The organism is Bhargavaea sp. CC-171006 (genome assembly GCF_009761675.1).
GTDB classification, from domain to species: Bacteria; Bacillota; Bacilli; order Bacillales_A; family Planococcaceae; genus Bhargavaea; species Bhargavaea changchunensis.
The window spans coordinates 1-23,603 of record NZ_QUZH01000005.1 but is presented as its reverse complement, the minus strand read 5'-3'; the positions used below and the strand labels follow the sequence as shown (position 1 = coordinate 23,603).

25 protein-coding genes and 1 tRNA gene are annotated in these 23,603 nt (G+C 55.4%); 17 read left to right on the top strand and 9 right to left on the bottom strand.

Annotation, left to right across the window (positions count from 1 at the left end; genetic code table 11):
* Positions 1-40 precede the first annotated feature (40 nt).
* Positions 41-598 (bottom strand): YusW family protein, encoded by a 558-nt coding sequence (locus DZC51_RS02490; RefSeq protein WP_157293797.1) that lies wholly within the window; start codon positions 596-598, stop codon positions 41-43.
* 141 nt (positions 599-739) lie between these two features.
* On the opposite strand from DZC51_RS02490, the gene DZC51_RS02485 reads away from it, so the two are divergent.
* Complete coding sequence (locus DZC51_RS02485; protein WP_157293796.1) at positions 740-1,456, top strand: glycerophosphodiester phosphodiesterase; 717 nt, start codon at positions 740-742, stop codon at positions 1,454-1,456.
* 38 nt (positions 1,457-1,494) lie between these two features.
* On the opposite strand, the gene DZC51_RS02480 is transcribed toward DZC51_RS02485, so the two are convergent.
* Complete coding sequence (locus tag DZC51_RS02480; RefSeq protein WP_157293795.1) at positions 1,495-2,517, bottom strand: DUF2804 domain-containing protein; 1,023 nt, start codon at positions 2,515-2,517, stop codon at positions 1,495-1,497.
* 71 nt (positions 2,518-2,588) lie between these two features.
* Here DZC51_RS02480 and DZC51_RS02475 point away from each other — a divergent pair.
* Together DZC51_RS02475 and DZC51_RS02470 are read left to right on the top strand one after the other, a co-directional pair.
* Positions 2,589-2,661: transfer RNA gene (locus DZC51_RS02475), tRNA-Ala, on the top strand.
* Between the two features lie 175 nt (positions 2,662-2,836).
* Positions 2,837-3,328, top strand: a complete 492-nt coding sequence (locus DZC51_RS02470; protein ID WP_157293794.1) for an amidase domain-containing protein — start codon at positions 2,837-2,839, stop codon at positions 3,326-3,328.
* An 80-nt stretch (positions 3,329-3,408) separates the two neighbouring features.
* Here DZC51_RS02470 and DZC51_RS02465 read toward each other — a convergent pair whose 3' ends face one another.
* Positions 3,409-4,260: a DegV family protein gene (locus tag DZC51_RS02465; RefSeq protein WP_157293793.1), complete on the bottom strand. Its 852-nt coding sequence runs from the start codon at positions 4,258-4,260 to the stop codon at positions 3,409-3,411.
* Between the two features lie 139 nt (positions 4,261-4,399).
* A complete protein-coding gene (locus tag DZC51_RS02460; RefSeq protein ID WP_157293792.1) occupies positions 4,400-4,972 on the bottom strand; it encodes a glycerol-3-phosphate acyltransferase in 573 nt (190 codons plus the stop codon).
* A gap of 56 nt (positions 4,973-5,028) precedes the next feature.
* On the opposite strand from DZC51_RS02460, the gene DZC51_RS02455 reads away from it, so the two are divergent.
* Positions 5,029-5,628, top strand: coding sequence for a nitroreductase family protein (locus DZC51_RS02455; protein WP_198304039.1), 600 nt, complete (start codon positions 5,029-5,031; stop codon positions 5,626-5,628).
* On the opposite strand, the gene DZC51_RS02450 is transcribed toward DZC51_RS02455, so the two are convergent.
* Positions 5,589-6,980 (bottom strand): dipeptidase, encoded by a 1,392-nt coding sequence (locus tag DZC51_RS02450; RefSeq protein WP_157293790.1) that lies wholly within the window; start codon positions 6,978-6,980, stop codon positions 5,589-5,591. The two genes, DZC51_RS02455 and DZC51_RS02450, sit on opposite strands and share 40 nt — an antisense overlap.
* A 148-nt stretch (positions 6,981-7,128) precedes the next feature.
* Here DZC51_RS02450 and DZC51_RS02445 point away from each other — a divergent pair, with 148 nt between their 5' ends.
* The 3 genes from DZC51_RS02445 to DZC51_RS02435 all read left to right on the top strand — a co-directional run bounded on the left by DZC51_RS02445 (position 7,129) and on the right by DZC51_RS02435 (position 10,893).
* Positions 7,129-8,394 (top strand): hemolysin family protein, encoded by a 1,266-nt coding sequence (locus tag DZC51_RS02445; RefSeq protein ID WP_157293789.1) that lies wholly within the window; start codon positions 7,129-7,131, stop codon positions 8,392-8,394.
* Positions 8,395-8,754: 360 nt separating this feature from the next.
* Complete coding sequence (locus DZC51_RS02440) at positions 8,755-9,306, top strand: RNA polymerase sigma factor (RefSeq protein ID WP_157293788.1); 552 nt, start codon at positions 8,755-8,757, stop codon at positions 9,304-9,306.
* A gap of 126 nt (positions 9,307-9,432) precedes the next feature.
* Positions 9,433-10,893 carry a phospholipase D family protein gene (locus DZC51_RS02435; RefSeq protein WP_157293787.1) on the top strand — a complete coding sequence of 487 codons (1,461 nt, stop codon included), beginning with the start codon at positions 9,433-9,435 and terminating at the stop codon, positions 10,891-10,893.
* Positions 10,894-10,947: 54 nt separating this feature from the next.
* On the opposite strand, the gene DZC51_RS02430 is transcribed toward DZC51_RS02435, so the two are convergent.
* Positions 10,948-11,133, bottom strand: coding sequence for an SE1832 family protein (locus DZC51_RS02430; RefSeq protein WP_157293786.1), 186 nt, complete (start codon positions 11,131-11,133; stop codon positions 10,948-10,950).
* A gap of 93 nt (positions 11,134-11,226) precedes the next feature.
* Positions 11,227-12,252, bottom strand: coding sequence for a CMP-N-acetylneuraminic acid synthetase (locus DZC51_RS02425; protein WP_157293785.1), 1,026 nt, complete (start codon positions 12,250-12,252; stop codon positions 11,227-11,229).
* A 143-nt stretch (positions 12,253-12,395) separates the two neighbouring features.
* Here DZC51_RS02425 and DZC51_RS02420 point away from each other — a divergent pair, with 143 nt between their 5' ends.
* The 9 genes from DZC51_RS02420 (at position 12,396) to DZC51_RS02380 (ending at position 21,496) form a co-directional block, all read left to right on the top strand.
* Positions 12,396-14,360, top strand: coding sequence for a cation:proton antiporter (locus DZC51_RS02420; protein ID WP_157293784.1), 1,965 nt, complete (start codon positions 12,396-12,398; stop codon positions 14,358-14,360).
* Positions 14,361-14,705: 345 nt separating this feature from the next.
* A complete protein-coding gene (locus DZC51_RS02415; RefSeq protein ID WP_157293783.1) occupies positions 14,706-16,880 on the top strand; it encodes a DNA topoisomerase III in 2,175 nt (724 codons plus the stop codon).
* A gap of 14 nt (positions 16,881-16,894) precedes the next feature.
* Positions 16,895-17,383 (top strand): Cys-tRNA(Pro) deacylase, encoded by a 489-nt coding sequence (gene ybaK / locus DZC51_RS02410; protein ID WP_157293782.1) that lies wholly within the window; start codon positions 16,895-16,897, stop codon positions 17,381-17,383.
* Between the two features lie 34 nt (positions 17,384-17,417).
* The gene (locus DZC51_RS02405) at positions 17,418-18,050 is read left to right on the top strand and encodes a YczE/YyaS/YitT family protein (RefSeq protein WP_157293781.1); all 633 of its coding nucleotides are present in this window, start codon (positions 17,418-17,420) and stop codon (positions 18,048-18,050) included.
* Between the two features lie 83 nt (positions 18,051-18,133).
* Positions 18,134-19,201, top strand: coding sequence for a hypothetical protein (locus tag DZC51_RS02400; protein ID WP_157293780.1), 1,068 nt, complete (start codon positions 18,134-18,136; stop codon positions 19,199-19,201).
* Positions 19,202-19,300: 99 nt separating this feature from the next.
* Positions 19,301-19,642 (top strand): DMT family transporter, encoded by a 342-nt coding sequence (locus DZC51_RS02395; RefSeq protein ID WP_157293779.1) that lies wholly within the window; start codon positions 19,301-19,303, stop codon positions 19,640-19,642.
* Complete coding sequence (locus tag DZC51_RS02390; RefSeq protein ID WP_157293778.1) at positions 19,642-19,956, top strand: DMT family transporter; 315 nt, start codon at positions 19,642-19,644, stop codon at positions 19,954-19,956. The genes DZC51_RS02395 and DZC51_RS02390 overlap by 1 nt, the downstream gene beginning before the upstream one ends.
* Before the next feature lie 50 nt (positions 19,957-20,006).
* Positions 20,007-21,197: a glycine C-acetyltransferase gene (locus tag DZC51_RS02385; protein ID WP_157293777.1), complete on the top strand. Its 1,191-nt coding sequence runs from the start codon at positions 20,007-20,009 to the stop codon at positions 21,195-21,197.
* 11 nt (positions 21,198-21,208) lie between these two features.
* Positions 21,209-21,496, top strand: coding sequence for a DUF6958 family protein (locus tag DZC51_RS02380; RefSeq protein ID WP_157293776.1), 288 nt, complete (start codon positions 21,209-21,211; stop codon positions 21,494-21,496).
* Positions 21,497-21,551: 55 nt separating this feature from the next.
* On the opposite strand, the gene DZC51_RS02375 is transcribed toward DZC51_RS02380, so the two are convergent.
* The gene (locus DZC51_RS02375; RefSeq protein WP_157293775.1) at positions 21,552-21,710 is read right to left on the bottom strand and encodes a S41 family peptidase; all 159 of its coding nucleotides are present in this window, start codon (positions 21,708-21,710) and stop codon (positions 21,552-21,554) included.
* A 26-nt stretch (positions 21,711-21,736) separates the two neighbouring features.
* Positions 21,737-22,384 (bottom strand): hypothetical protein, encoded by a 648-nt coding sequence (locus DZC51_RS02370; protein WP_157293774.1) that lies wholly within the window; start codon positions 22,382-22,384, stop codon positions 21,737-21,739.
* Between the two features lie 184 nt (positions 22,385-22,568).
* Here DZC51_RS02370 and DZC51_RS02365 point away from each other — a divergent pair, with 184 nt between their 5' ends.
* Positions 22,569-23,519, top strand: a complete 951-nt coding sequence (locus DZC51_RS02365; protein WP_157293773.1) for an L-threonine 3-dehydrogenase — start codon at positions 22,569-22,571, stop codon at positions 23,517-23,519.
* Positions 23,520-23,603 lie beyond the last annotated feature (84 nt).

Genomic DNA, 23,603 nt, shown 5'->3' with positions numbered 1-23,603 from the left:
GGCGGCCGCTCCTAAAATATGGGACGGCCGCCGATGCGGATCACTTATTTTCTTCGATGTTCAGGTTTGGACCTTCGTCAAAATTCACTTCAAGCTCGAATTTCGTGTAGTCCTGAATCTCAAGTGCGTCCAGGATTTTGGTCTTGGCTTTTTCCTCGGTTACATTCTGGTCAAGAAGGATTTCCTTGAATAGGGCATCCAGCTCATTCATCGCTTCTTCCTGCTGGTTGTCATCGCCGTAATCGACGCCTTCAAGCGTATTTTTGTACTCTGCTTCAAATGTTCCGTCTTCCTTTGTTTCATAGCTGGCATCCACTGCGTCCTTGCCGTCTACATCGATCTCCAGATCAAAGTCCTTGAAGCCGTATCCCTGAGTGGTTTCTTCCATGCCGTCGTTTTTGCCGCCTGAAGGATTTTCGCCGGCTTTATCATCTTCAATGGCCGTTTCGGTTGCATCGCCGGTTTCTTCCGTAGTCGGAGCCTGATCATCGTTATCGCCTCCGGCGGCATCATCCATGGCGTCATTATTGCCTCCGCCACACGCGCCTAGTGTGAGGACAGCCGCCAACGCTGTTATTCCGAGCAGTTGATGTTTCATGGGTGCACGTCCTTTCGGGTTCTCTGTTTGTCCTTAATGTTTCCTGTTAAGGCGAATCTTAAACAGCTTCCTGCATGAAGGGCTGTTGGGGATATGCCATAATCAAAGAAAACAGGGACGGGACGGAAAGGGAGGATTGCATTGGAGATTTTTGCACATCGCGGTGCATCAGGAAGCAGGCCGGAAAATACAATGGCCGCATTCTTGGAAGCTGCGGTATTGCCGATTGACGGGGTCGAGCTGGATGTGCATCTGTCAAGTGACGGCGTGCCTGTCGTCATCCATGATGAGACGGTCGACAGGACGACAGACGGAAGCGGGTACGTCAAAGATATGACGCTGGTTGAGCTAAAACAGCTTAGTGCGGGATGCCGCTTTGCCGATGAATTCTCCGGAGAACGAATCCCGACCTTGCGGGAAGTGCTGGAACTGTTCCGGGGCAAGCCCCATCGTCTGAACATCGAGCTGAAATCAGATGTGTTTCCTTATCCCGGCATGCGGGAGAAGGTAATCGGCATGGTAAAGGAATTCGGTATCGGGGACCGCGTCATTTTATCGTCGTTCGACCATGTGACGCTGGAGGCGGCAAAGCGAGAAGCTCCGGAAATCGAGACAGGCATGCTGTTTGTTGAAATTCTGGCCGATGCCCCTGCAGATGCAGCCCGGATCGGAGCTGATGCCCTTCATCCGGCCTTGCCATTCGCGATAAGGGAACCCGGCCGGCACGCAGCGGCGGAAGGCGCTATACTCCGGGTCTTCACTGTTAATGATCCCGTACATGCGCTATTGGTCCGTGACGCTGGCGCACAGGCGATTTTTACCGATTATCCTGCGAAGATGCTCGAACTGTTCAAATAAAACACAGGAGCTGCATAGTGCAGCTCCTGTGTTTCTGATCACCAAGTGGCCCGATGCTCCTCACTGCATCCGAGCAGTTTGACGAGATGGAGATTGATGCCGGCATCTGGAAGGCGTATGCGTCCCCTGAAGTAGCCGACCATCTGATGCACATCGGATTTGACGAGCTTGGCATCTGTGGCAGCGGTCCGTTCGAAAAAGGGTGTGAATGTCAAGTCGACCGAATCCGTGAATTTGGTGCGGATATTCCATGTTTTCATGTAGTCCTGTGGATCGTAATCAAACAGGACATCCTCACTGATCTTGTACATTTTGCCGTCGATGAATATCGCGTTTTCGGTCATGCCGGTTCCGTCGGTCCACTGTCCGCCGAAATTCAGCCCGATGCGCCGGCGTCCGTAACGCTGGGAAGCCATTGCCCAGTTCCAGGTGGCCTTACGCGGCCAGACGCCCCTTCCGAAATCAAGGACGGCGAAGGATTCCTCCCTGCCGATCCGGAAGCGTCGGTCGTCGATGGTAATGAATCCTTCGACCGGAAGGAGATGGTGTTTGGCTGTGAACTGGTATTGGCTGCGGTTCCACGGAACAACCACATTCAGCGACTCTTCATCTTCAGGATGCCCGATATGCAGATCAGCGTGAAGAAGTTCCCCGTCAAAGTCCGGCACAGTGACAAGAAGTTGAGTCTCACCCTTGAAGTGGATCATCTGGATGTTCATGTCGGGATGGGTGAAAGATGCATTGCTGAGCACCTCATCGCCCATGCGGACGCTGCGGCCCATCGGAACGGTGACTGTCTTCTCGAAAAAACGCTGCGTCTCATAGTGGAAGACGTAGACGAAACAGGATGCGGCATAATCGAGGTGGGATACCGTCACGGAGAACAGGACATCTTCCGCATAGACACACCAGTAGTTCCAACGTTTTTTGCGCATATAATTTTTGGCGAGATTGCCGGTGATAATCGGAGTCCTTGCGAAGCCGATCGCTTCCGGATTCAGTGTCCCGTCCGGGTTGGACAATCGGACAGGCTCCGTCAATTCGCGTTCTTTGTGCTGCATTCGATCACCTCGAAAACGGCTATTGTCAGATTTGAGTTTTGCTGATATACTCTTCATTGTACCAGAGATACGGGGCATTAGCTCAATTGGGAGAGCGTTGCGCTGGCAGCGCAGAGGTCAGGGGTTCGAGCCCCCTATGCTCCATCATACGAAACCGCCGGGATTCCTTTATCAGGATTACGGCGGTTTTTCCTTTTTATACAGAAGAGGGTTTGATGTTATGAGAAAACACCTCTCATATATAATTCCGCAGAACTCAAACGCTCCTTCATATTCTGCTTCTTCCTGTGCATACGTTGCAGGAAAGGGGGTGCGGAAGTTGGCGGTCTATGACCGTGAGGCGGCGGTCGCGTATGCGAACCGGTGGTGGAATGACTACAATCCCGCGTATCCGAAATTCGCGGTGGACTGCACGAATTATGTATCCCAGTGCCTGAGGGCAGGCGGTGCGCCGATGTGGGGGGCACCGAATCGGGAGCGTGGCTGGTGGATCGGTGGAGGAAGCTGGAGTTTTAGCTGGAGCGTGTCCCATTCGCTCCGGTGGTACCTGGCGGGTTCACAGCGCGGACTGACGGCAAGGCGGGTCCAATCGGCGGGTGAACTTGAGCCTGGCGATATCATTTCCTATGACTTCGAAGGGGACGGCAACTTCAATCACACCACTATCGTGACGTCAAAAAGGGACGGCGTACCGTATGTGAACGCCCATACGTACAATGTCCGTGACCGTGACTGGGCATATAAAGATTCCTATGCCTGGAGGCCGGACGCCACATATATCTTCTGGAAGATCAGCGATCGGTTTGATTAAACGGAATAACGGCCCGGGAATCTGCCCCGGGCCGTTATTTGCATTAATGGGATCATAGATCCCGAATCGTATCCTGTTTATTAATCAAAATCATACCAGATGACGGCCATCGTGCCTTCTCCGGCATGGACGGCAAGAACGGAGCCGATGTCGCCCGTTTTCACTTCAAGCCCGGGCATGGCCTCCAGCATCTGACCCTTAAGCCGGGCGGCTTCCTTCGGGCTGTCCGCATGCATAAGGTGGATGGTGCGCCGGCCATCTTCATAAGCCACCTTCACTTTGTCCACCAGGTAACGGAACGCCCTCTTTTCTGAACGGACTTTGTCGATGACCTCAAGTGTGCCCTCTGGGGTGATCTGGATGATTGGCTTGATCTGCAGCATGCTGCCGAGGTAGAACTGAACACTTCCCATCCTTCCGCCTTTATGCAGCTGGTTCAGCTGTCCGATATAGATGAATGAGCGGGTCTTGCCGACATGTTCGCTGATGGCTTCGGCAATTTCGTCACGGCTTTTACCTTGCTGCTCCAGTTCCATGGCGAGCCGTACAAGTCCGGTCGTTCCGTAGGAAAGAGACTTGCCATCGATAATACGGACATCAAAGCCGCTCAGCTCCGCTCCTGAAACGGCGGAGGCATAGGTTCCGCTCAGTTCCGACGTCAGCATGACCGCAAGCCCCTGCTCATATTCTTCCTTGAGTCTATCGAACAGTTCGGCAAAACGGCCTGCAGATGGCTGCGACGTTTTCGGCAGATCGCTGGATGTCCGGATCTTTTCATACAATTCTTCCGGACGGATCCCGACACCATCCGCATATTCCTGATCTCCGAAATGGACATTGAGCGGCACGACGTAAAGATCGGGATGATTCGCGAGTTCAGTTGAAATGTGGGCGGTACTGTCCACGATATAGGCAATTGGCTTTTTCTTCATTTCTCATCCCCCTAGCGTTATCGTTTTCTGAATACTATACCATACTGTGCAATAAAGAGGGCTAGGAAATCGGAAAAGGCTTATATTATAGTGGTATAATATAAGCCTTTCTAATTTTTTGTTATAAATCGAATAATGTCTAACGACGTCGGTTTGCCTCACTGAAGTCCTGTCTGTGCCGGGCAAGCACGACTCCTGCCGCCAAAATCAGGGGCCATGAGTCGGGAAGGATACCGGAAAGCCAGAGTGCAGCGATCCAAGCCGCAAATCCTCCCGGCATGGCAAGCGTCGCTGAACGGAGCGGCAGCAGGGAAGCAACCGTTCCGACCAGGAATCCGACAAAGGCCGAGGGGGAGAAGGCCAGAGCGGCACCGACAAAGGCGGAGACGCCCTTCCCGCCTTTTCCTCCGTACAGGGGAAAAACATGGCCAAGTACCGCAAGCGCACCGCCGGCGGCAATCAGCCATTCCGGATGGCCGAGATACCGGCCGGCAAGGACAGCAGCGGCGCCTTTTAGCGCATCACCTATAAAGACCGCGGCAAAGGCGGCCGGGCCAAACAATCTCCCGGCATTTCTCGCACCGGGATTGCCGCTGCCTGTGGATATGGGGTCTGCACCAAGCTTACGGCCAAGGATCCGTGCCCATAGCAAGGATCCCGCTGCCCAGCACAAAGCAAGATAAAGGACGGCTCCAGGGCCGATGGCATCCAACGGCATCCCTCCCCGGGGTCTGCTATAATCAGGGTGACTACTGGTAGCGAAGGAGAATTCACATGCAGCAGATGAGTATCCGGCAAGCGGTGATCGAACGCCGCTCCATTAAAAACTTCAACGGAGCCCCGGTCTCCCGGGAAGATGTCATGGAAGTCCTGGCCGATTCCAGATACGCACCTAACCACGGCAAGCGCGAACCGTGGAGATTTATCGTAGGAGCAGGGGAAAACCTTCCCGATGTCCAGCGTCTGATCAGGGAATTTGCAATTCCAAACTGGCGCGAGCTGACAGAGGAAGGGCTTGAACGGCAATCCTCCAAGTTCACGAGCGCAGGGGCCATAGTCTTTGCCGTCGTTCGTGAAGATGTGCGCCAAAAGCAGCGGATTGAAGACCATATGGCGATTGCAGCCTTCCTGCAGAACGCCCAGCTCCTCGCGTGGGATAAGGGCATCGGCACATGCATCAAGACACCTGCCTGGCTGGATCAGCCCCAATTCCGCGAGGCGCTGGGCGCCGGTGACGGGGAGCGGGTAATCTGCATGCTGCACTTCGGGCATTCGGATACAATGCCGAAGGAGTGGGATCACACCCCGATTGAGGAAAAGGTTACGTTTTACTCATCTCCGGAAAGCGCGGAGGACACTTCGAAGTAATAATCGCCGATCACGCGCAGCCCCTTGTCAAAGTTCTCAAGATGGAAGTGTTCGTTCGGTGCATGGAAGTTTTCGGACGACAGACCGAAGCCCATAAGAACGACCGGCAGGCCGAGAATCTCGTCAAACGCCGCAACGATCGGGATTGAGCCGCCGCCTCGCGTATAGGCGGTCGGGACGTGGTAAACGTGCTCATACGACTTGCCCGCAGCCTGGATGGCCGGGTGATCGTAAGGGGTGAGGAACGGCTTGCCCTTGTCGAACTCGGTAATGTTAACTGTTACGCCGGCCGGCTTGTTCTTCTCGATATGGCTTCGCAGTTTTTGGACGATGTCGTCCGGGTCCTGGTCCGGTACGAGGCGGCAGGTGATTTTTGCTCCTGCTTCAGCGGGCAGGACGGTTTTGATCCCTTCACCGGAAAACCCGCCGAACACACCATTGATTTCTAGCGTCGGGCGGGTCCACGTACGCTCAAGATGCGAATAGCCCGGTTCACCAAAGAGCTCGCTGACGCCGAGCTCTTTTTTCAATGCTTCTTCGTCGAAATCGAGTTTTTCATATTCCTCGCGTTCCTCTTCGGTCGCGGGGCGGACATCATCGTAAAAGCCGTCGACCGTGATCGTTCCTTCTTGGTCCCGGAAGGAGGCTAGCAGCTCGACAAGGGCGTGGATGGCGTTTTGGACGCCGCCGCCGTACAGGCCGGAGTGGAGGTCGCCCTTGGCTCCCTCCACATCAATCTGTACTCCGGCAAGGCCTCGGAGGCCGTAGCAGACGGCCGGCTGGCCGGGTCCCTGCATGCCCGTATCCGAAATGACAATCACGTCAGCCGCAAGCTTGTCCTTGTTTTCTTCTACATAGGCCGGAAGGTTCGGGCTGCCGATCTCTTCCTCGCCCTCGATGCAGAATTTCACGTTGACGGGAAGCTTGCCGTTCGTTTTGAAAAGGGCTTCGACAGCTTTTACGTGCATGAACACCTGGCCTTTGTCATCGCTTGCACCACGCGCATACAGCTTGTTGTCCCGGACTTCGGGCGCGAACGGTTCGCTGTCCCAAAGCTCCAGCGGGTCGACCGGCTGGACGTCGTAGTGACCGTATACGAGAAGGGTCGGCTGGCCTTCCGCATGCAGCCAGTCTGCGTACACGACCGGATGTCCCTGAGTTTCATCGATTGAAATGTTTTCGAGTCCGGCAGTCTTGAGCGACCCGGCAAGCCATTCTGCAGCTTTCCGCATGTCGGCTTTGTGCTCTGAGAGAGAGCTGATGCTCGGGATGCTCAGGAAGTCATTCAGCTCGGTGAGGTGCGCTTCACGTTGTTTGGTGAAATAGCGGTCCAGTTCGTTCAGATGGTCCATTATTGATCCCTCTTTCCAGGTTGGTTTACGTGCCAAGTATACCAGAAACAGAGAAAGCGGATTCAAATCAGAGTATCGGGGGAACAGTTTATGGTATGATGGGCAATAAAGTGTTTTGAATTCCGTGTAAACTCAGGGGGAATGACTTTTGTTTATCGTCTTGGGAATCCTGCTCTTCCTGTCCTTCTTTTTCTCGGGCAGTGAAACGGCTCTTACCGCCACGAACAGGATGAAGGTGCAGCTCCGGGCTGACCAGGGAGACAGAAAATCCGAGAAACTGCTGAAACTCATCAGCAAACCCGACCGGATGATCACATCAATCCTGATCGGGAACAATATTGTGAATATCCTCATGCCGACACTTCTTACGGCGATTGCGATCGACAAAGGCTGGCAGGTGGGATTGGCAACGACCATCCTGACGATCACCCTGATCATCTTCGGGGAGGTACTTCCGAAGACGATCGCGGCGACGTTCTCCGAAAAAATCGCCTATCTGGTATTTCCGATCATCCGTTTCCTGGTGATCGTACTTTCACCGCTGACCTATCTGCTGTCGCTGTTCACGAATATCTTTATCCGGATCATTTCGCGAGGCGCGGTGACGGAGGCGACACTGACGAAGGAAGATCTCAGGTCGATGGTGGATATTGCATCTACGGAAGGGACCTTTGAAGAAGAGGAATCCATCCGCCTCAAAGGTGTGATGGACTTTCCGGAAAAAGATGTGTCCGACGTGATGTCGGCCCACCGGACGGAAATCGTCGGTGTCCCTATTGATGCCGACTATGAATATGTTCGGGATACCATCCTTGAACACTGGTACACGCGTTATCCGGTGTATGAGGACAACATGGATACCATCGTCGGTGTGTTTTATTCCAAACAGCTGATTGAATGGTCGATGGAGCCTAATTCGACGATCGAGGATTACATGGACCGTGAACCGTTGTTTGTCGTCGAGACGCTCAGTGTCGAGCGTGTGTTCAAGATGATGCTGGCGAAAAAGAAGCATATCGCGATTGTTCTTGACGAATACGGCGGCACTCTCGGCATCGTTACGCATGAAGACATCATCGAAGAAATGATCGGCCAGGACATCGAGGACGAGACCGACCAGGAAGACGAGGTACTCGTCTTTGAAATGACGGACACCCGTCTGGAGTGTTCGGGGCGTCTTGAAATGGATGATGTGATGGAATCCTTCCGCGCCGAGATGCCGGACGAGCATGAGACGGTCGGCGGCTTTGTCCTCCAGCAACTCGGTCACGTACCGGAGCCGGGCGACCAATTCACATACGGCAACCTGGATGTCATCATCGAGGAAATGGACCGCAACCGCATCACCCGAATGCTCATCACGAGGCGGGAGCCCGAAGTAGGGGAAGAAGCAGCAACGTCCGAAGAAGAATAAGAAGAAAACAGCAAAACAAAAACGCAGGCGGTTGCCTGCGTCGGGGCGCTTCCTTCCAGGGAGGCGCCTTTTTTGCGAATTCCTGACCGCTGCGGCCAGCTTCAGCGCCCAGCAACTAGCAAACTTCGCACTTCTCCACTGCGATAAGTCAACATCGGTTCGTTCCTCACCGTGTTTCCTTTATCTCATTGCGAAGTACTCCGGTTTGTACGTTGCTGAACGGGCGCTTGCGCTTTTGGATAACCTTTCCCCGTTTCTTACATCTTTGTAATGGACCTGAAAGAGAATCCGATGGAGGGCAAGGTTTCTCTATAGGACAATAAGGTCAACAAAGAACAGAACGAACGGGAGGGATCGGCCATGGCCGGTCGTAACATTGAAACCATCTACGAAGAATATGAACGCTTTATCTATCATCTCTGCCTGAAGCTCACACGGAACAAGGACGAGGCGGAAGACCTCATGCAGGACGTCTGGCTGAAAGTCGTCCGGAACGAGAAGTCGCTTGAAGGCGTGGACCATGTGAAGGCCTGGCTGACAACGATTTGCATGAACACGTTCCGCGACCGCTACCGTAAGACGGTGCGCCGGAGCCAGCATGTCATGGAGCAGCCTGAAACGCTCGACGTGCCGATTCTTGACCTTGTGCCATGTGTGGAGCCGAATGCTGATGACCTGCTGGAACGTGAGGATATCCGTGCCATCGTTCAGTCGAAGCTGGATGAACTGGACGGCATCTATCGTAAAACCGTGCTTTATTTCTATGTGAACCAGTACTCGCTAAACGAAATCGCCGAGCTCATGAAAGTCTCCATCGGAACCGTCAAATCCCGGCTTTTCCGCGCCAAGCAGCGCCTGAAGGAAATGATGCTTCTCGACGAGCAGGCGGAAGGCTACGTCACAGCCGGATAAGATAATCATTAGGACGGCGGTCCGGGCAGAAAGTTGCCCGGATCGTTTTTTCTTTTCCGCGGAGCAGGCGCGTTTCCCCGCGCATAGGAAAGGGGAATGGAAAGGGGACCAAAGGGGGGAGATCGCATGGACAAGGAGAAAGTAAAAGAATGGAGCACGAGGCGCAGGGTACTGACGATCATCGCCTGCCTATTCGTACTCATTTATATCGGTATCGTTCTTTATCATACATACAAGCCGCTCCCGGAAGGCATTTCACATGACGGGAAGCTCTACCGGACAGACAATGTGGAAATGTTCACGGACCTGACCTTTTCACAGGACCGGTCAAAGGACGGCATGGTCCATGAACTGCAGATCTTCGATGAGGTGTTTTCGATGATCGATCGGGCTGAAGAATTCGTTGTTGCGGACTTTTTCCTCTACAACGGTTATTACGATGAAAAAGAGGACTTCCCCGAGCTTGCACGTACGCTGACAGACCGGCTGGCGGAGAAGAAAAAAGAGAATCCCGATATGCCGGTCATTCTCATTACCGATCCGGTCAATAATGGGTACGGTTCGTTTGAATCCGAGGAACTCAGCCGATTGGAGCAAGCGGGCGTTGAGGTTGTGGTAACCGCCCTCGATCCACTCAGGGATTCGACACCGATCTATTCGGGTGTCTACCGGATCCTCTTCCAGTGGTGGGGAGAAGAAGGAAAGGGTTGGCTGCCGAATCCGATGGCCGAGGATGCTCCGGACATGACGGTGCGTTCCTATCTGAAACTGCTGAACGTCAAGGCGAACCACCGGAAAGTGATCGTCACGGAAGAAGGCGTGCTTGTAAATTCCGGCAATCCGCATGATGCGAGTGGCTGGCACGGCAATGTCGCTTTCAAGGCGGATGGCCCCGTGATCAATGATGTGCTCAAAGCAGAGGAAGCGGTGTCCCGCTACTCCGGCGGCCCCGAAAAGTTTCCGAGGACGGAGACGGAGGAAAACCCGGACGGGCAATACGGCGTGCAGTACGTGACGGAGCGGCGGATCCTTGACCACCTGCTTGAGGACATCGGAAAAGCGGATGAAGGGGACGAGGTATGGCTCGGCATGTTCTATCTTGCCAAGCGTGATGTTTTGTCGGCGCTTGTCGAAGCTGCCGAGCGGGGCGCAAGGGTACGCATCATCCTTGACCCGAACGAGAATGCTTTCGGAAACAAGAAGACCGGCCTGCCGAACATGCCGGTTGCGGAAGAGCTGATCGAGGACTCGGAGGGCCGGATCGAAATCCGTTTCTATAATGCGGTCATCGGGCAGTACCATACCAAGCTCGTTTATGTGAAGGATGGTGACACGGCCTACATTTCAAATGGCGCCGCCAACATGACGGAGCGAGCGCTGGATGATTACAACCTCGAGGCCGACCTGCGCATCGAGGCACCGTCGGACAGCCCGCTCGCAGATGAGCTGGACGGCTATTTCAACCGGCTCTGGAACAATGAAGATGCGCTATACACGTTGGAGGCCGGGGAAAAGCTGGACGGCTTCTCCCAGGCACAGCGGGTCGTCTACGGCCTGCAGAAACTTCTCAAGCTCACCACTTATTGATCCCGACAACAAAAGCGGCCTCCGCACAAACCGGTGCGGAGGCCGCCTTCGTATTCAGTCAAGCCCATCCAGCTGCCGGTTCAGTTCCGACAGGCGGGCTTCCATGTCCGCCAGCCTCTGTTCAGCTTTCTGGACCTGTGCCTCATGGCCGGTCGACTCGAGCTTCTCGATGTCGCCCTGCAGGCTGATATAGTCCATTTTCAGTTCCGCGATTTCCGCTTCGAGTGAACGTTTGTCCATCTTGAACGCCTCCTTGTCGCGGTCATTGTATCATAGCCGGCCGGATGGCGTATCAAGTCATGCGCACATTATCTGTTGTCAGGAAAGAGCAGATCAGTGTTTCCCGGCTTCCCTGCGCGGCGGATATTCAAGGTAGTAATGAACGGCTTCGCTTACCATGTCGAGTCCGTCCTCGACATTGAGCGCAGCCTGCCGTTCGACCGCGCGTTTTCTGCGCGGCTCATGAAGGAGAAGTTCCATCACCGCATTCAGCAGCATCGACTGCTTGACTTTGCGGCCAAGTCCGAGCGGAATAAAGCCGTTTTCCTCATTTGGGAGCGCATGTCCCAGTTCTTCTTCATCCTGTGCGAGGACGATGCACGGGATGCTCAGGAAAGCGACGTCATAGGGGATATATCCGGAAGAACAGATGACGATATCAGCGGAGGCGAGTTCTCTGCCGTAATCATAGGGCATTTTCCTGACGGTGACGTTGCGGCGTCCGAGTGCCATCATCATGAGCGGATCCTCCGGATGAGGGTAGGCTTCCCCCAGCAGGACCGTCACTTTCAGAGGAATGTGCAGCTGCGTCAGATGCCTGAGTGTCCTGTGAGAAAGGTTGGCAGGATCAGTCGGGCCGTGGGCGACGACAATATGCGGCAGGTCTCCCGGAGGCCGTTTGCCGAGCCCGACGCGTCGGTGCCGGATCAGGCTCGGGTCCGCTATAAAACCGGCCTGGCCCATGACAACATTGGACGGCACGGGACCCCGGAGTTCTCCGGCGAATGTGCGGAAGACAAGGTCTGCCAAGGATCCATCTTCACCATTGTCATCAAAATGAATAATTGCGGGAATCATGTTTCTGAGCGAATCCATCTCTCCAGGCTCTGAGCGGCCGTCCCTCAGGAGGATATCGGGCCGCAGTTCGCCGGCTGCTTTCCTGAGCCCATCCTTTCCCCGGATCCGGACGACCCGGAAGCCCGCCTCCTCGATGTGGGAGAGCGGGCGCTCCGAAAGGAAGATCACTTCAATATCGGTAAGCGACTGCGCAATGCGCAGCGCGCGCCGTGTCCGGTAGGCGGAGGGGATATCGATTGCCGTACAGTAAAACACCGCTTTCTTTTTCGGTTTTCCGGTCAAGGCCTTCACCCTTTCTGGCTGCAATATCGGTTCCTGTCCAACATATGGGACCAGCCTCCGGAATATGAGGGCCCGGACTGGAAGTATCGGCTGTTTGTGGTAAACTGGGTATTATTTTTGAGAGCGAAAAGGGGGGATTTCCCATGTTCGATTCATTCCTGTTCTCCTTCATGGCGATTGTGGCGATCGGTATCGGTTCGCAGTGGCTGGCCTGGCGGCTGAGGCTGCCGGCAATCGTCGTCATGTCCATCGCGGGCCTGCTGCTCGGTCCGCTGCTCGGCCTGCTGAATCCCGAACAGCAGATCGGGGACTTTTTCGGCCCGATCATTTCAATCGCGGTGGCGATTATCCTGTTCGAAGGGAGCCTGAATCTGGACGTGCGGGAAATCCGCGGGTTTTTCCGTCCGGTCGGCCGGATTGTGACGCTGGGTGCATTTCTTGCCTGGATTTTCGGGGCGCTGGCTGCGCACTATGTTGCAGGCCTCAGTTGGGAAGTGGCGTTCGTCATCGGGGGACTGTTTATTGTCACAGGTCCGACGGTCATCCTGCCGCTCCTGCGCCAGGCTAAGCTGAAGCCTCGTGTCGGAGCCATTCTGAAGTGGGAAGGAATCATTGTCGATCCGTTCGGCGCGCTGCTTGCACTGTTTGCATTTGAGATCATCCGTTTCCTGAAGGGGGACTTGACCGGTTCAGGCATTCTGATCTTCTTTGCAGCCTCGGCTTTTGCGGGCGTGCTCGGCTGGTTCGTCGCCTGGGTGCTCGGCAGGATGTTTGAAGCGGACAAAGTGCCGGAGTTCCTGAAGTCCCCGGTGCTGTTTGCGGCCGTTCTGCTGGTCTTTGTCGTTTCTGATGAGATCATGCATGAGACCGGGCTGCTCGCGGTCACCGTGATGGGGGTCTCGATGGCGAATATGCATCTGTCTTCGATCGAGGACATCCGGCATTTCAAGGAAAACATCACTGTTCTGCTCGTTTCCGCTATTTTCGTGATGCTGACGGCGTCACTTTCGGTGGATACGCTGCGCGCCGTCTTCGAACCGCGTATTATCGCTTTTGTCCTTGCGACGCTGTTCGTCGTCCGGCCGCTGTCGATCTGGCTGTCGACAATCGGCACAGACCTGACCAGGCAGGAGCGAACGCTCGTCGGCTGGATCGCGCCCCGCGGCATTGTCGCGCTCACGGTTTCCGGGTATTTTGCCTCGATTCTGCTTGATCAGGGCTACAAGGACGCAGAGCTTCTGACGGCGCTGACGTTCGCGCTCGTCTTCGGCACGGTTGTTGTGCATGGCTTCACGCTCGGGCCGCTCGCCAAGAAACTGAACCTTGTGGCGGCAGACAACTCCGGTGCCCTGATTGTCGGTGGCGGGCCTTTCATTGCGAAGCTTGCCGCCTCCATCAAGGAAGACGGGAAGCCGGTAGCCATCATGACCGATGCCTGGAACGATGTGTTCGAGGCCCGCAAGGCCGGCATCAAAGTGCTTTCGGGGGATATTCTGTCAGAGCAAGTCGACTACCGGTATGACCTGGCGCCTTACCAGAATCTGCTGTCGATGACACAGATGGACATGTATAACGCCCATATCTGCAGTGATTTCGTCCATGACTTCGGCCCGTCGTTCGTCCACCGGTCCGGGCTGAAAGGGGACCCGAAACGCTACGGGGTCGACAGTGTGCGGCTCGTCCGCTCACCGGGGCGGTTCCTGTTCGATCCTGCTCTCCCTGTGGGTGTGCTTGACTCCCGTGTCCGGAACGGCCATGTGATCCGGAAGACACCGATCACGGAACGGTACAAGTACACCCAATACCTCCGCGAGCGGGACGAGAGTCCGGTCCTCCTCTATATCCTGAGAAAAGACGGCAGGGTCGACTTCTTCTCACCGGGTGCCGAGCTGGCGGCAGAACCGGGCGATCTCGTGGTTTCCCTGAGCCCACCGGATAAAACGGTGGAGAAGGTGAAGGAGAAGCTGGAGGACAAGACGGACGGCAAGGTATCGGCCAGCAAGGAGCAGATCAAGAATCGTCTGAACGGCAACGATCCGGCAGGCGGGGACGGAAACGGCGGGAAACCGCCGCTCCCGGGTCGGGCACCGGAATCGGCACTTAAATAATGCATTGTGGCCGGGAGCAACTGTGCTCCCGGCTTTTCTGTTAGTCCGCTGATAATAATGCATTCTGAAACTCGGACTTAGCGATGAGGAATCGGACTTACAGAGTGAGACTCGGACTTAGCGGTCAGGAATCAGACTTACAAAGGGAAATTCGGACTTAGGAAGCAGGACTCGGATTTGCAGATTGGAATCCGGACCTGGCCCCGGAGAAACTCGGACATGCCGGATTTCCCCGGCACTTCGCCATCCGTCCTGCCGTGCTCAACGAAGTCAAGCCGGCCGGGTGCGGTGAAATCCCGCCGCCGGTCTTGTATAATCAAAAGGTATGAGAGGAGTGGACGCACATTGTCCAAATCATTGGTACTTGCAGAAAAACCGTCCGTCGCGCGGGATATTGCCCGCGTGCTCGGATGCAACGATAAGCGCAACGGCGCACTGGAAGGGAAGGACTATGTCGTGACCTGGGCGCTCGGCCACCTCGTAACACAGGCCGACCCGGAGCAGTATGACCCGAAATATAAGGAATGGAAAATGGAGGATCTTCCGATTCTTCCAGATCCGTTCAAGCTCATGCCGATCCGGCAGACGACCAAGCAGTACAATGCCGTGAAGGCGCTCCTGAAACGGGGGGACATCCGGGAAATCATTATCGCGACAGACGCGGGTCGTGAAGGTGAACTGGTCGCCCGCTGGATCCTGGAGAAAGCGAAGGCCAACAAGCCGGTCAAACGGCTCTGGATTTCGTCCGTCACCGACAAGGCGATCAAAGACGGTTTCCGCAACCTGAAGGACGGCCGGGAGTACGAGAATCTGTTCGAGGCGGCGGAAGCGCGTGCAGAAGCGGACTGGGTCGTCGGCATCAACGCCACCCGCGCCCTGACCGTGAAGCACAACGCCCAATTGTCTACGGGGCGCGTGCAGACGCCGACGCTTGCGATGATCGCAGAGCGGGAGCGGCAGATCCGTGAGTTCCGGCCGAAGTCGTTCTACGGCATCGAAGCACTCACCGATTCCGGAAGGTTCAAGTGGACTGCCAAGTCGGGTGACGGGCGCACGTTCGACAAAGGGGAAGCGGAGGCGCTCCTTAGCAAGCTGGAGATCATTCGGGAAGGCATTGTCGAAGAAGTGAAGCGCACGCCGAAAAGCCAGCCGGCACCGCCGCTCTTTGATCTGACCGAACTGCAGAAGGAAGCGCATAAACGTTTTGGCTGGTCAGCGAAGGAAACGCTGAACACCCTTCAGGGGCTTTACGAGTCACATAAGGCGGTCACTTATCCGCGGACCGACTCCAAACACCTGACGTCCGATATGGCATCTACACTAAAGGATCGGCTGGAGGCCGTGCGCCTTGCCCCTTACCGGAAGGACATCGCGGCGATCATGAAAAAAGGAAGCCCGAAGCCGCAGAAAGGGGTCATCGACGACGGAAAAGTCAGCGACCACCATGCCATCATTCCGACAGAGCAACCGGCGATCCTGGAGCGCATGTCCGACGGTGAGAGGCGGCTGTTCGACCTGATCGTGAAGCGGTTCATCGCCGTCTTCTCCGGTCCGTACAAGTATGGGGCGGTCACTGCGATACTCGGGGCCGGGGGCGAGCGCTTCCATGCAAAGGGCAGGACGATCACCGAAGAAGGCTGGCGTGCCGTGTACGGCCTGGATGCGGAAGAGGAAGAAGACAAGACACTGCCGCCATTCGAAAAAGGAGAAAAGCTCGGCATCCGTGCTTTCTCGATGACGGAGGGGCAGACAAAGCCGCCGGCACGGTTCAACGAGGGGACTCTCCTTGCAGCGATGGAGAACCCGGCACAGTTCATGGCCGGCGAATCCAAGGAGCTGATCCGGACACTCGGCGAGTCGGGCGGACTCGGAACAGTTGCAACACGGGCGGATATCATCGAAAAACTGTTCAACTCGTTTGTCATCGAAAAAAAGGGCAACGATATCTTCACGACATCCAAGGGCCGCCAACTTCTCGAGCTGGTTCCGGAAGATCTCAAGTCCCCGGCACTGACCGGCGAATGGGAACAGAAGCTGACCGAGATTGCCAAAGGCCGGCTGTCCAAAAAGGCGTTCATGAAAGAAATGACCGGGTTTGCCAAGCAGGCCGTCTCAGAAGTGAAAGCTTCCGAGAAGAAATTCAAGCATGACAATGTCACCGGCAAGATGTGCCCTGACTGCGGCAAGCCGATGCTCGAAGTGAACGGCAAGCGCGGCAAAATGCTTGTCTGCCAGGACCGGGAGTGCGGACACCGACAGAAGGTCTCCCAGCTGACGAATGCCCGCTGCCCGAACTGCCACAAAAAGCTTGAACTTAGGGGTGAGGGGGAAGGACGGATCTTCACCTGCCGCTGCGGGTACCGCGAGAAGCTGTCGGCATTCGAAAAACGCAAGGCGAAGACGAACAAAGGGAAAGTGGCCAAGCGCGATGTTCAGAAGTACATGAAAAAGCAGGACGATGAGCCGGTGAACACGGCGCTGGCAGACCAGCTGAAAAAACTGCTCGGCGACCAAGACTGACGGGGGTGTCCGGTTTGGGCAAAAAGGACAAAATTCAAAAGACCAATGCGGTCCGCATCCTGGACCGGCAGAAAGCCGATTATGAACTGATTGAATATGATACGGATGACGGACAGCTTGACGGCGTCTCGGTGGCTGAAAAGACCGGCCAGGCGGAAGAGACCGTCTACAAGACGCTTGTCGCAACGGCCGGAACAGGGAAATACTTCGTTTTTGTCATACCGGTCGCAGAGGAGCTGGATCTGAAAAAGGCTGCGAAGGCGGCAGGCGAGAAAAAGATTGAGATGCTGCACCTGCGCGACCTGACCGATGTGACGGGATACGTGCGGGGAGGGTGTTCGCCGGTCGGCATGAAAAAAGCCTTTCCGACTTTTATCGATGAATCGGCGCAGACACTGAACCGGATCATCGTCAGCGCAGGGAAAAGAGGGCTCCAGATGAAGCTTGCGCCGGATGCGCTCCTCCTAGCGGCTGATGCGGTGATTGTGCCGCTGACAAAGTGAGCCGGCAGGATCGCCGGGGAAAGGAGGTGCAGCCGTGCATCGGACTCAAATTTGGAGATGGACCTTTTTTATCGCGGGACAGCTCATCTTGTCTCTCGGGATCACACTGACGATTAAAGGCCCTCTTCTCGGCATCGCTCCCTGGGACGTCCTCCATGTGGGGCTGTACCGGATGTTCGGCCTGACGATCGGGACTTGGTCGATCATGACCGGCTTCTTTATCGTCGGATCCACGGCCATTTATCTGAGAAGGTGGCCGCAGGTCGGGACATGGATCAACATGATCCTGATCGGGCTGTTTATTGACTTCTTCAACTGGATGATCCCGGATATTCCAAATGTTATCGGACAGACGGCGGTCTTCATACTTGGAACGGTCGTTATGGCGGTGGGGCTCGGGATGTATGTCTCGCCGAATATCGGAGCAGGGCCGCGGGACACGCTTATGCTCGTCCTGATTGAGAAAACCGGCTGGAGCGTCAAGTCTGTCAGGACCGGACTTGAGGTGACAGTAGCGCTGGCCGGATGGCTGATCGGCGGGCCGATTGGCATCGGAACAGTCATCATTGCCCTGTTTTTCGGCCAGTTGCTCCAATATACGATGCCGTATTTCAGGGAACTGCTCGGACGGCTCTCAGACAGGCCGGAAACGGTCCAGATCAATTGAATGGCACGGCCGGAACCCATCCGGCCGTGCTTTTTTGTTCCTTTCCTGCATATACTGTCCCGTCAAGAGGAAAGGGTGATCGCTTGAACGGGACCATCACATCCTATATGAGTACGGCCTACACGTCAGAGGGGATCCGGCATAATTACAGGGAACTGCTTTCAGGCGCGTCCAAGGCGTTCCTCCTCAAGGCACCGCCGACAGGCGCCCTTGCCGTGCTTCTGAGGGAAATCGCACAGCATTATGTGAAACGCGGATGGGATGTGGAACTTTTCCATGATCCGCTTACACCGGACGGACTGGATGCGGTCCATGTTGTGAAGTCGCGGATCCTGTTTGTCCAGGCTTCCCATCCGGTGTCGCTCGAGCCGGTGCAACTCGGTGGGGCGCACCGGGTGGTGACTTTCTATGACGGCTATGATGAGGACCGGCTCAGGCTCCAGCATGGATTCATCCGGGAGACGGCGGATCGGGCGGAAGAGGCCCTCGGAAAAACGTTCTCCTCTCTCCGTCGGGCCAAGGAGCTGCACGACAGGTGGGAAGAAGCAAACCGGGCAAGGATGTCCTGGGCGCTTGCGGACAAACTGTCGTCCAGCCTCTCAGAATCTCTGTTCGGCGACCTGTCGCTCAATAAGGAATCGTCCGTCGCCAACCGGTACATCGGCACGCTCACCGCGGAAGGGGCACAGGACTTTTTCGACTCGGTCACGAAAGGCCTGAAGCGCAGGCTCCTCATCAAGGCGCACCCCGGCACCGGAAAATCCACGATGATGAAAAAACTCGGCAAGCAGGCGGAAGCCCGCGGCCTGGACGTGATTTACGGCTGGTGTGCACTCGATCCGGGGAGTGTGGACCTGATCGTACTCCCTGAACTGTCGGTCTGTGTGTTCGATGCCACCAAGCCGCATGAATACGGACCGGAGCGCGACGGTGATGAGATCGTCGATATGCTCGGGATGTGCCGAGACGATGAGTTGCTCGAGGAAAAGGCGGCGGAAATCGAAGCGCACTACCGGGAAGCCATGCTGGACGCACGCGCATACATGAACGCCCATGTGCGCGATATTCATGCCATCCGGGCGAGGATGGACAGCGCCATTGACCAGGAACGGTGGGAAAAGAAATTCAGGACGATCAGGGAACAACTGTGAATGACCGCCCGGGGAACTCCCCGGGCGGTTTCCCTATGTGGGGCAGGTTCCGGTCTGTTAAAGTGGAGACGATAGCAGAATGGAAAGAGGTGACGGCCGGTGGCATGGCTGTATGTATTCTTCGCTGCCGTCGTCGAGGTGTTCTGGGTGGTCGGCCTATCGTACTCTGACAGCGCCCTTGAATGGACCGGGACGGCAATTGCCATCATCTTCAGCTTTTATTTCATCATCAGGGCGTGTGAAAGACTTCCTTCAGGAACCGTCTATGCGGTTTTCACCGGTTCAGGGGCTGCCGCGATCGTGCTCGTGGACATCATCGTCTTCGGCGAACCGTTCTCACCGATGAAGCTGTTTTTCATCGCCCTCATTCTTGCCGGCGTGGTCGGCATCAAGCTGACTGACGGCGACGGCAAGCAGGAGCCGGAAAGGGGTGAGGCGTGATGGCATGGGTATTCCTGGCTCTCGCCAGTTTCGGAGAAATCTTTGGCGTCATGTTCATCAATCTCTATCTGAAAGACAAGAAATGGTGGCGTCTCATCCCGCTTGTCCTTTCTTTCGGACTCGGGTTCATCCTTTTGTCTTTGGCCATGCGGGAGATCCCGATGGGCACCGCCTATGCAATCTGGACAGGCCTGGGAGCAGCGGGGGCCGTGCTGATGGGTATCCTGTTTTTCAGGGAACCAGCCGGCTGGCGGAGGCTGCTGTTCATATCATTCATCATCGCGGGAGCGGCCGGCCTGAAGCTGTTCAGCTGAGGCCTCTGTGTTAAAATGAAGTCAATCACGTGTCGGAAAGGAAGATTCCTTTGGCTAAAATTTTGGACCAATTTCTCGAAGAAAACCTGCAGGAGCTGCGGGGAGCGGGGCTCTATAATGAAATCGACCCTGTTGAAGGGCCGAACGGACCGACGATCAAAGTCGGCGGAAAAGATCTCGTCAACCTGAGCTCGAACAACTATCTCGGCCTTGCAACCGACGAAGGCCTGAAAAAGCTGGCGAAAGAAGCCATCGACAAATACGGTGTCGGCGCGGGCGCCGTCCGCACCATCAACGGCACGCTCGATATCCACATTAAGCTTGAGGAAAAGCTTGCCAAGTTCAAGGGGACCGAAGCGGCAATCGCCTATCAGTCCGGATTCAACTGCAATATGGCAGCCATCTCCGCAGTGATGGACAAAAACGACGCCATCCTTTCAGATGAGCTGAACCACGCATCGATCATTGACGGCTGCCGGCTGTCCCGCGCGAAAATCATCCGCGTCAATCACCAGGACATGGACGACCTCCGCAAGAAAGCGAAGGAAGCGACGGAGTCCGGACAGTACAACAAAGTCATGTATATCACGGACGGCGTGTTCTCGATGGACGGCGATGTCGCCAACCTGCCGGATGCAGTCCAGATCGCCAAGGAATTCGACCTCATCACTTATGTGGATGATGCACACGGATCAGGCGTCATGGGCCACGGCAAGGGCACCGTCAAGCACTTTGGCCTGGAAAAGGAGATCGACTTCCAGATCGGCACGCTCTCCAAGGCGATCGGCGTGGTCGGCGGCTATGTGGCCGGGAAGCAGCAGCTGATCGATTGGCTGAAAGTACGTTCCCGTCCGTTTCTGTTTTCGACGGCGATGACACCCGGAGATGTTGCGGCGGTCATCGGCGCGGTGGACAAGCTTCTGGCATCCGATGAGCTCGTGGACAAGCTGTGGGAAAACGGAGACTATCTGAAAGCGGGCCTGAAAAAGCTCGGCTTCGACATCGGCCACTCCGAAACGCCGATCACACCATGCATCATCGGTGAAGAAAAGCTGACCCAGCAGTTCTCGAAGCGCCTCATGGAAGAAGGCGTCTACGCGAAATCGATCGTCTTCCCGACCGTCCCGAAAGGCACTGGCCGTGTCCGCAACATGCCAACGGCCGCACACACGAAAGAGATGCTCGACGAAGCACTCGCTGTATACGAAAAAGTCGGTAAGGAATTGGGTGTCATCGGCTGAGGAGTGATCGCTTGAAAAAACGGGACGAAGAACAGATCCAGCTGCTTCACCCGCAAGGCAAGCAAGCTGGGAAAATCCTGAAGCGACGTTACGACGCCATACGAAAGGCCATCCTTGATGAGGTGGAAGCATCCGGCGAAATCTCATTCATGGACCTGACCGAACGCGCCCCGAAACGGCTCTCCCATTTTGACGGAAAGACGACATGGTACATCACCGCCGTCAAGCTCGACCTCGAGGCGAGGGGAGAACTGGAACGCTTCGAGCGGAGCGGCAGGCAGCATATCAGACGAACATGAAAACCGCCAGGAAACCGGTATCAGCCGGTGTCCTGGCGGTTTTTTCTTGTCCGGTTCAGACCGGACGGTTCACTTCTTCGGCAAAGACGGTGACAATCTCCCCGTCTCCCATTTCGATATCATACTGGATGGATTCCCCGTTGTCCCGAACGTCCACAATCAGCCCGCGGCGGCCGTCCTTCAGTTCGACGGCTGTGTTCTCGACAAGCAGCATGGCAAATCATCCTCCTGTATGGGTTTTTAATGAGCAGCCGATTCCTCCATCTTCCTGAAATTATGGTGCAGCAGGTAATACTGAATACCTCCGGCGTCGGCTTTTGCGGCGTCCGCTTCTTTACGAAACGCATCGCGGTCCCCTTTGCGGCTGGCCATGACCGCCCGGATGGCGTGCTTCATCCATGCATAGCCTTCAGGGATGCGGGTCAGGGCTTCTTCCGACTGGTCATAATCACCGTTCAGGGCATGGCCGTATGCGTCATAATACGACTGCATCGGCTCGCTGCCGATCTTCTCCGCATGAGACAAAACACCGTCGCCGTCTTTTTCCGTTACGGCGAGCAAGGCGCCGTAAACGTGGCGGATGTCAGGCTGCTTGTACCGATTCATGATCTCCCTTAGAGATGCCCGGATTTCCTCATCAGTCCCGTGTGCCACCGAATAGGCATATTTGTAGATCGGCTTCCGGGAATTACGCAAAAGGAACCGGTCGATTGCCCGCAGATTCTTTGACTTGTACGACAGCATAAGCGTCGGCACGGTGGTCAGTGTCATGTACAGGGCGGCGAGCACGAGCACGGTCAGCCAGAACGGCGCACCGAGCCAGATCAGCAGCAGTGCTGCAAGCACCAGAATGGCCAGCAGCATGAGAAATTGTACAACAGCAATCAAAAAGGCACTTCCTCTATTTTTTCACTATTATATCAATACGGAGCTTTCGGGAAAAGTAATCCGCAGTTGTACTTACAGTGAATACAAATTATAATAGTGAACATCGAATTGCAGTGAAATCAATGTTTTGTTTATACAAAATGTCCGCGCTGTAAATACAAATGGATGAATGGGAGTGACGGAAATGAAGAAGATCATGGTGACCGGTGCGCTGGGGCAGATCGGCTCGGAACTGACGGGAAAGCTTAGGGATTTGTATGGAACGGCTCAGGTCCTCGCTACAGACGTTCGGGTGCCGGATAATGGGTTTGCCCTGGAAGGACCATTCGAGCAGCTGGACGTCACGGACGGCAAACGCATGCACGAACTCGCCAAATCATTCGGAGCCGATACGATCATCCACATGGCCGCACTCCTGTCCGCTACAGCCGAAAAAAATCCGCTTTTTGCATGGAACCTGAATATGGGCGGACTCGTCAATGCCCTTGAGACCGCGCGTGAACTTGATCTTCAGTTCTTCACACCAAGCTCAATTGGCGCATTTGGCCCGAACACACCGAAGAACAACACGCCACAGGATACAATCCAGCGCCCGACGACGATGTACGGCGTCAATAAAGTGTCCGGGGAACTGCTCTGCGACTATTATTTTGAGAAGTTTGGCGTCGATACACGAGGTGTCCGGTTCCCGGGCCTCATCTCCTATGTGACGCCTCCCGGCGGCGGCACAACCGACTATGCGGTCGACATCTACTACAAGGCAATCGAAGAAGGCAAATATGCATCATTCATCGCCGAAGGCACCCATATGGACATGATGTACATGCCCGATGCCCTGCAGGCCATCGTTGACCTGATGGAGGCAGATCCCGCGAAGCTGCTCCACCGAAATGCATTCAATGTGACTGCAATGAGCGTGGAACCGTCCGATTTTGAAAAGGCGATCCAAAAGCATATTCCGGATTTTCAGCTCAGCTACGATGTAGACCCGATACGCCAGGCAATCGCTGAAAGCTGGCCGGACTCGATTGATCCATCAGCCGCCATAGCAGAATGGGGATTTGAGGCCGAGTATGACCTTGAAACGATGACCGCGGATATGCTGGAAAAGCTGAAGGGTAAACTGAAGAAATAAGTGAGAGCCGCCGGGTATCCGGCGGTTCAGACTGTAGACAAAGTGAGTGAACTACTCCTTGGTCTGCAGTTTTTTCTATTCCTG

Coding starts and splice junctions, on each gene's coding strand:
- DZC51_RS02490 (WP_157293797.1), bottom strand. CDS start 598: ATGAAACATCAACTGCTCGGAATAACAGCGTTGGCGGCTGTCCTCACA.
- DZC51_RS02480 (WP_157293795.1), bottom strand. CDS start 2,517: ATGCAGCACAAAGAACGCGAATTGACGGAGCCTGTCCGATTGTCCAAC.
- DZC51_RS02465 (WP_157293793.1), bottom strand. CDS start 4,260: ATGAAGAAAAAGCCAATTGCCTATATCGTGGACAGTACCGCCCACATT.
- DZC51_RS02450 (WP_157293790.1), bottom strand. CDS start 6,980: ATGGACCATCTGAACGAACTGGACCGCTATTTCACCAAACAACGTGAA.
- DZC51_RS02440 (WP_157293788.1), top strand. CDS start 8,755: ATGGCCGGTCGTAACATTGAAACCATCTACGAAGAATATGAACGCTTT.
- DZC51_RS02435 (WP_157293787.1), top strand. CDS start 9,433: ATGGACAAGGAGAAAGTAAAAGAATGGAGCACGAGGCGCAGGGTACTG.
- DZC51_RS02430 (WP_157293786.1), bottom strand. CDS start 11,133: ATGGACAAACGTTCACTCGAAGCGGAAATCGCGGAACTGAAAATGGAC.
- DZC51_RS02420 (WP_157293784.1), top strand. CDS start 12,396: ATGTTCGATTCATTCCTGTTCTCCTTCATGGCGATTGTGGCGATCGGT.
- DZC51_RS02390 (WP_157293778.1), top strand. CDS start 19,642: ATGGCATGGGTATTCCTGGCTCTCGCCAGTTTCGGAGAAATCTTTGGC.
- DZC51_RS02375 (WP_157293775.1), bottom strand. CDS start 21,710: ATGCTGCTTGTCGAGAACACAGCCGTCGAACTGAAGGACGGCCGCCGC.
- DZC51_RS02365 (WP_157293773.1), top strand. CDS start 22,569: ATGAAGAAGATCATGGTGACCGGTGCGCTGGGGCAGATCGGCTCGGAA.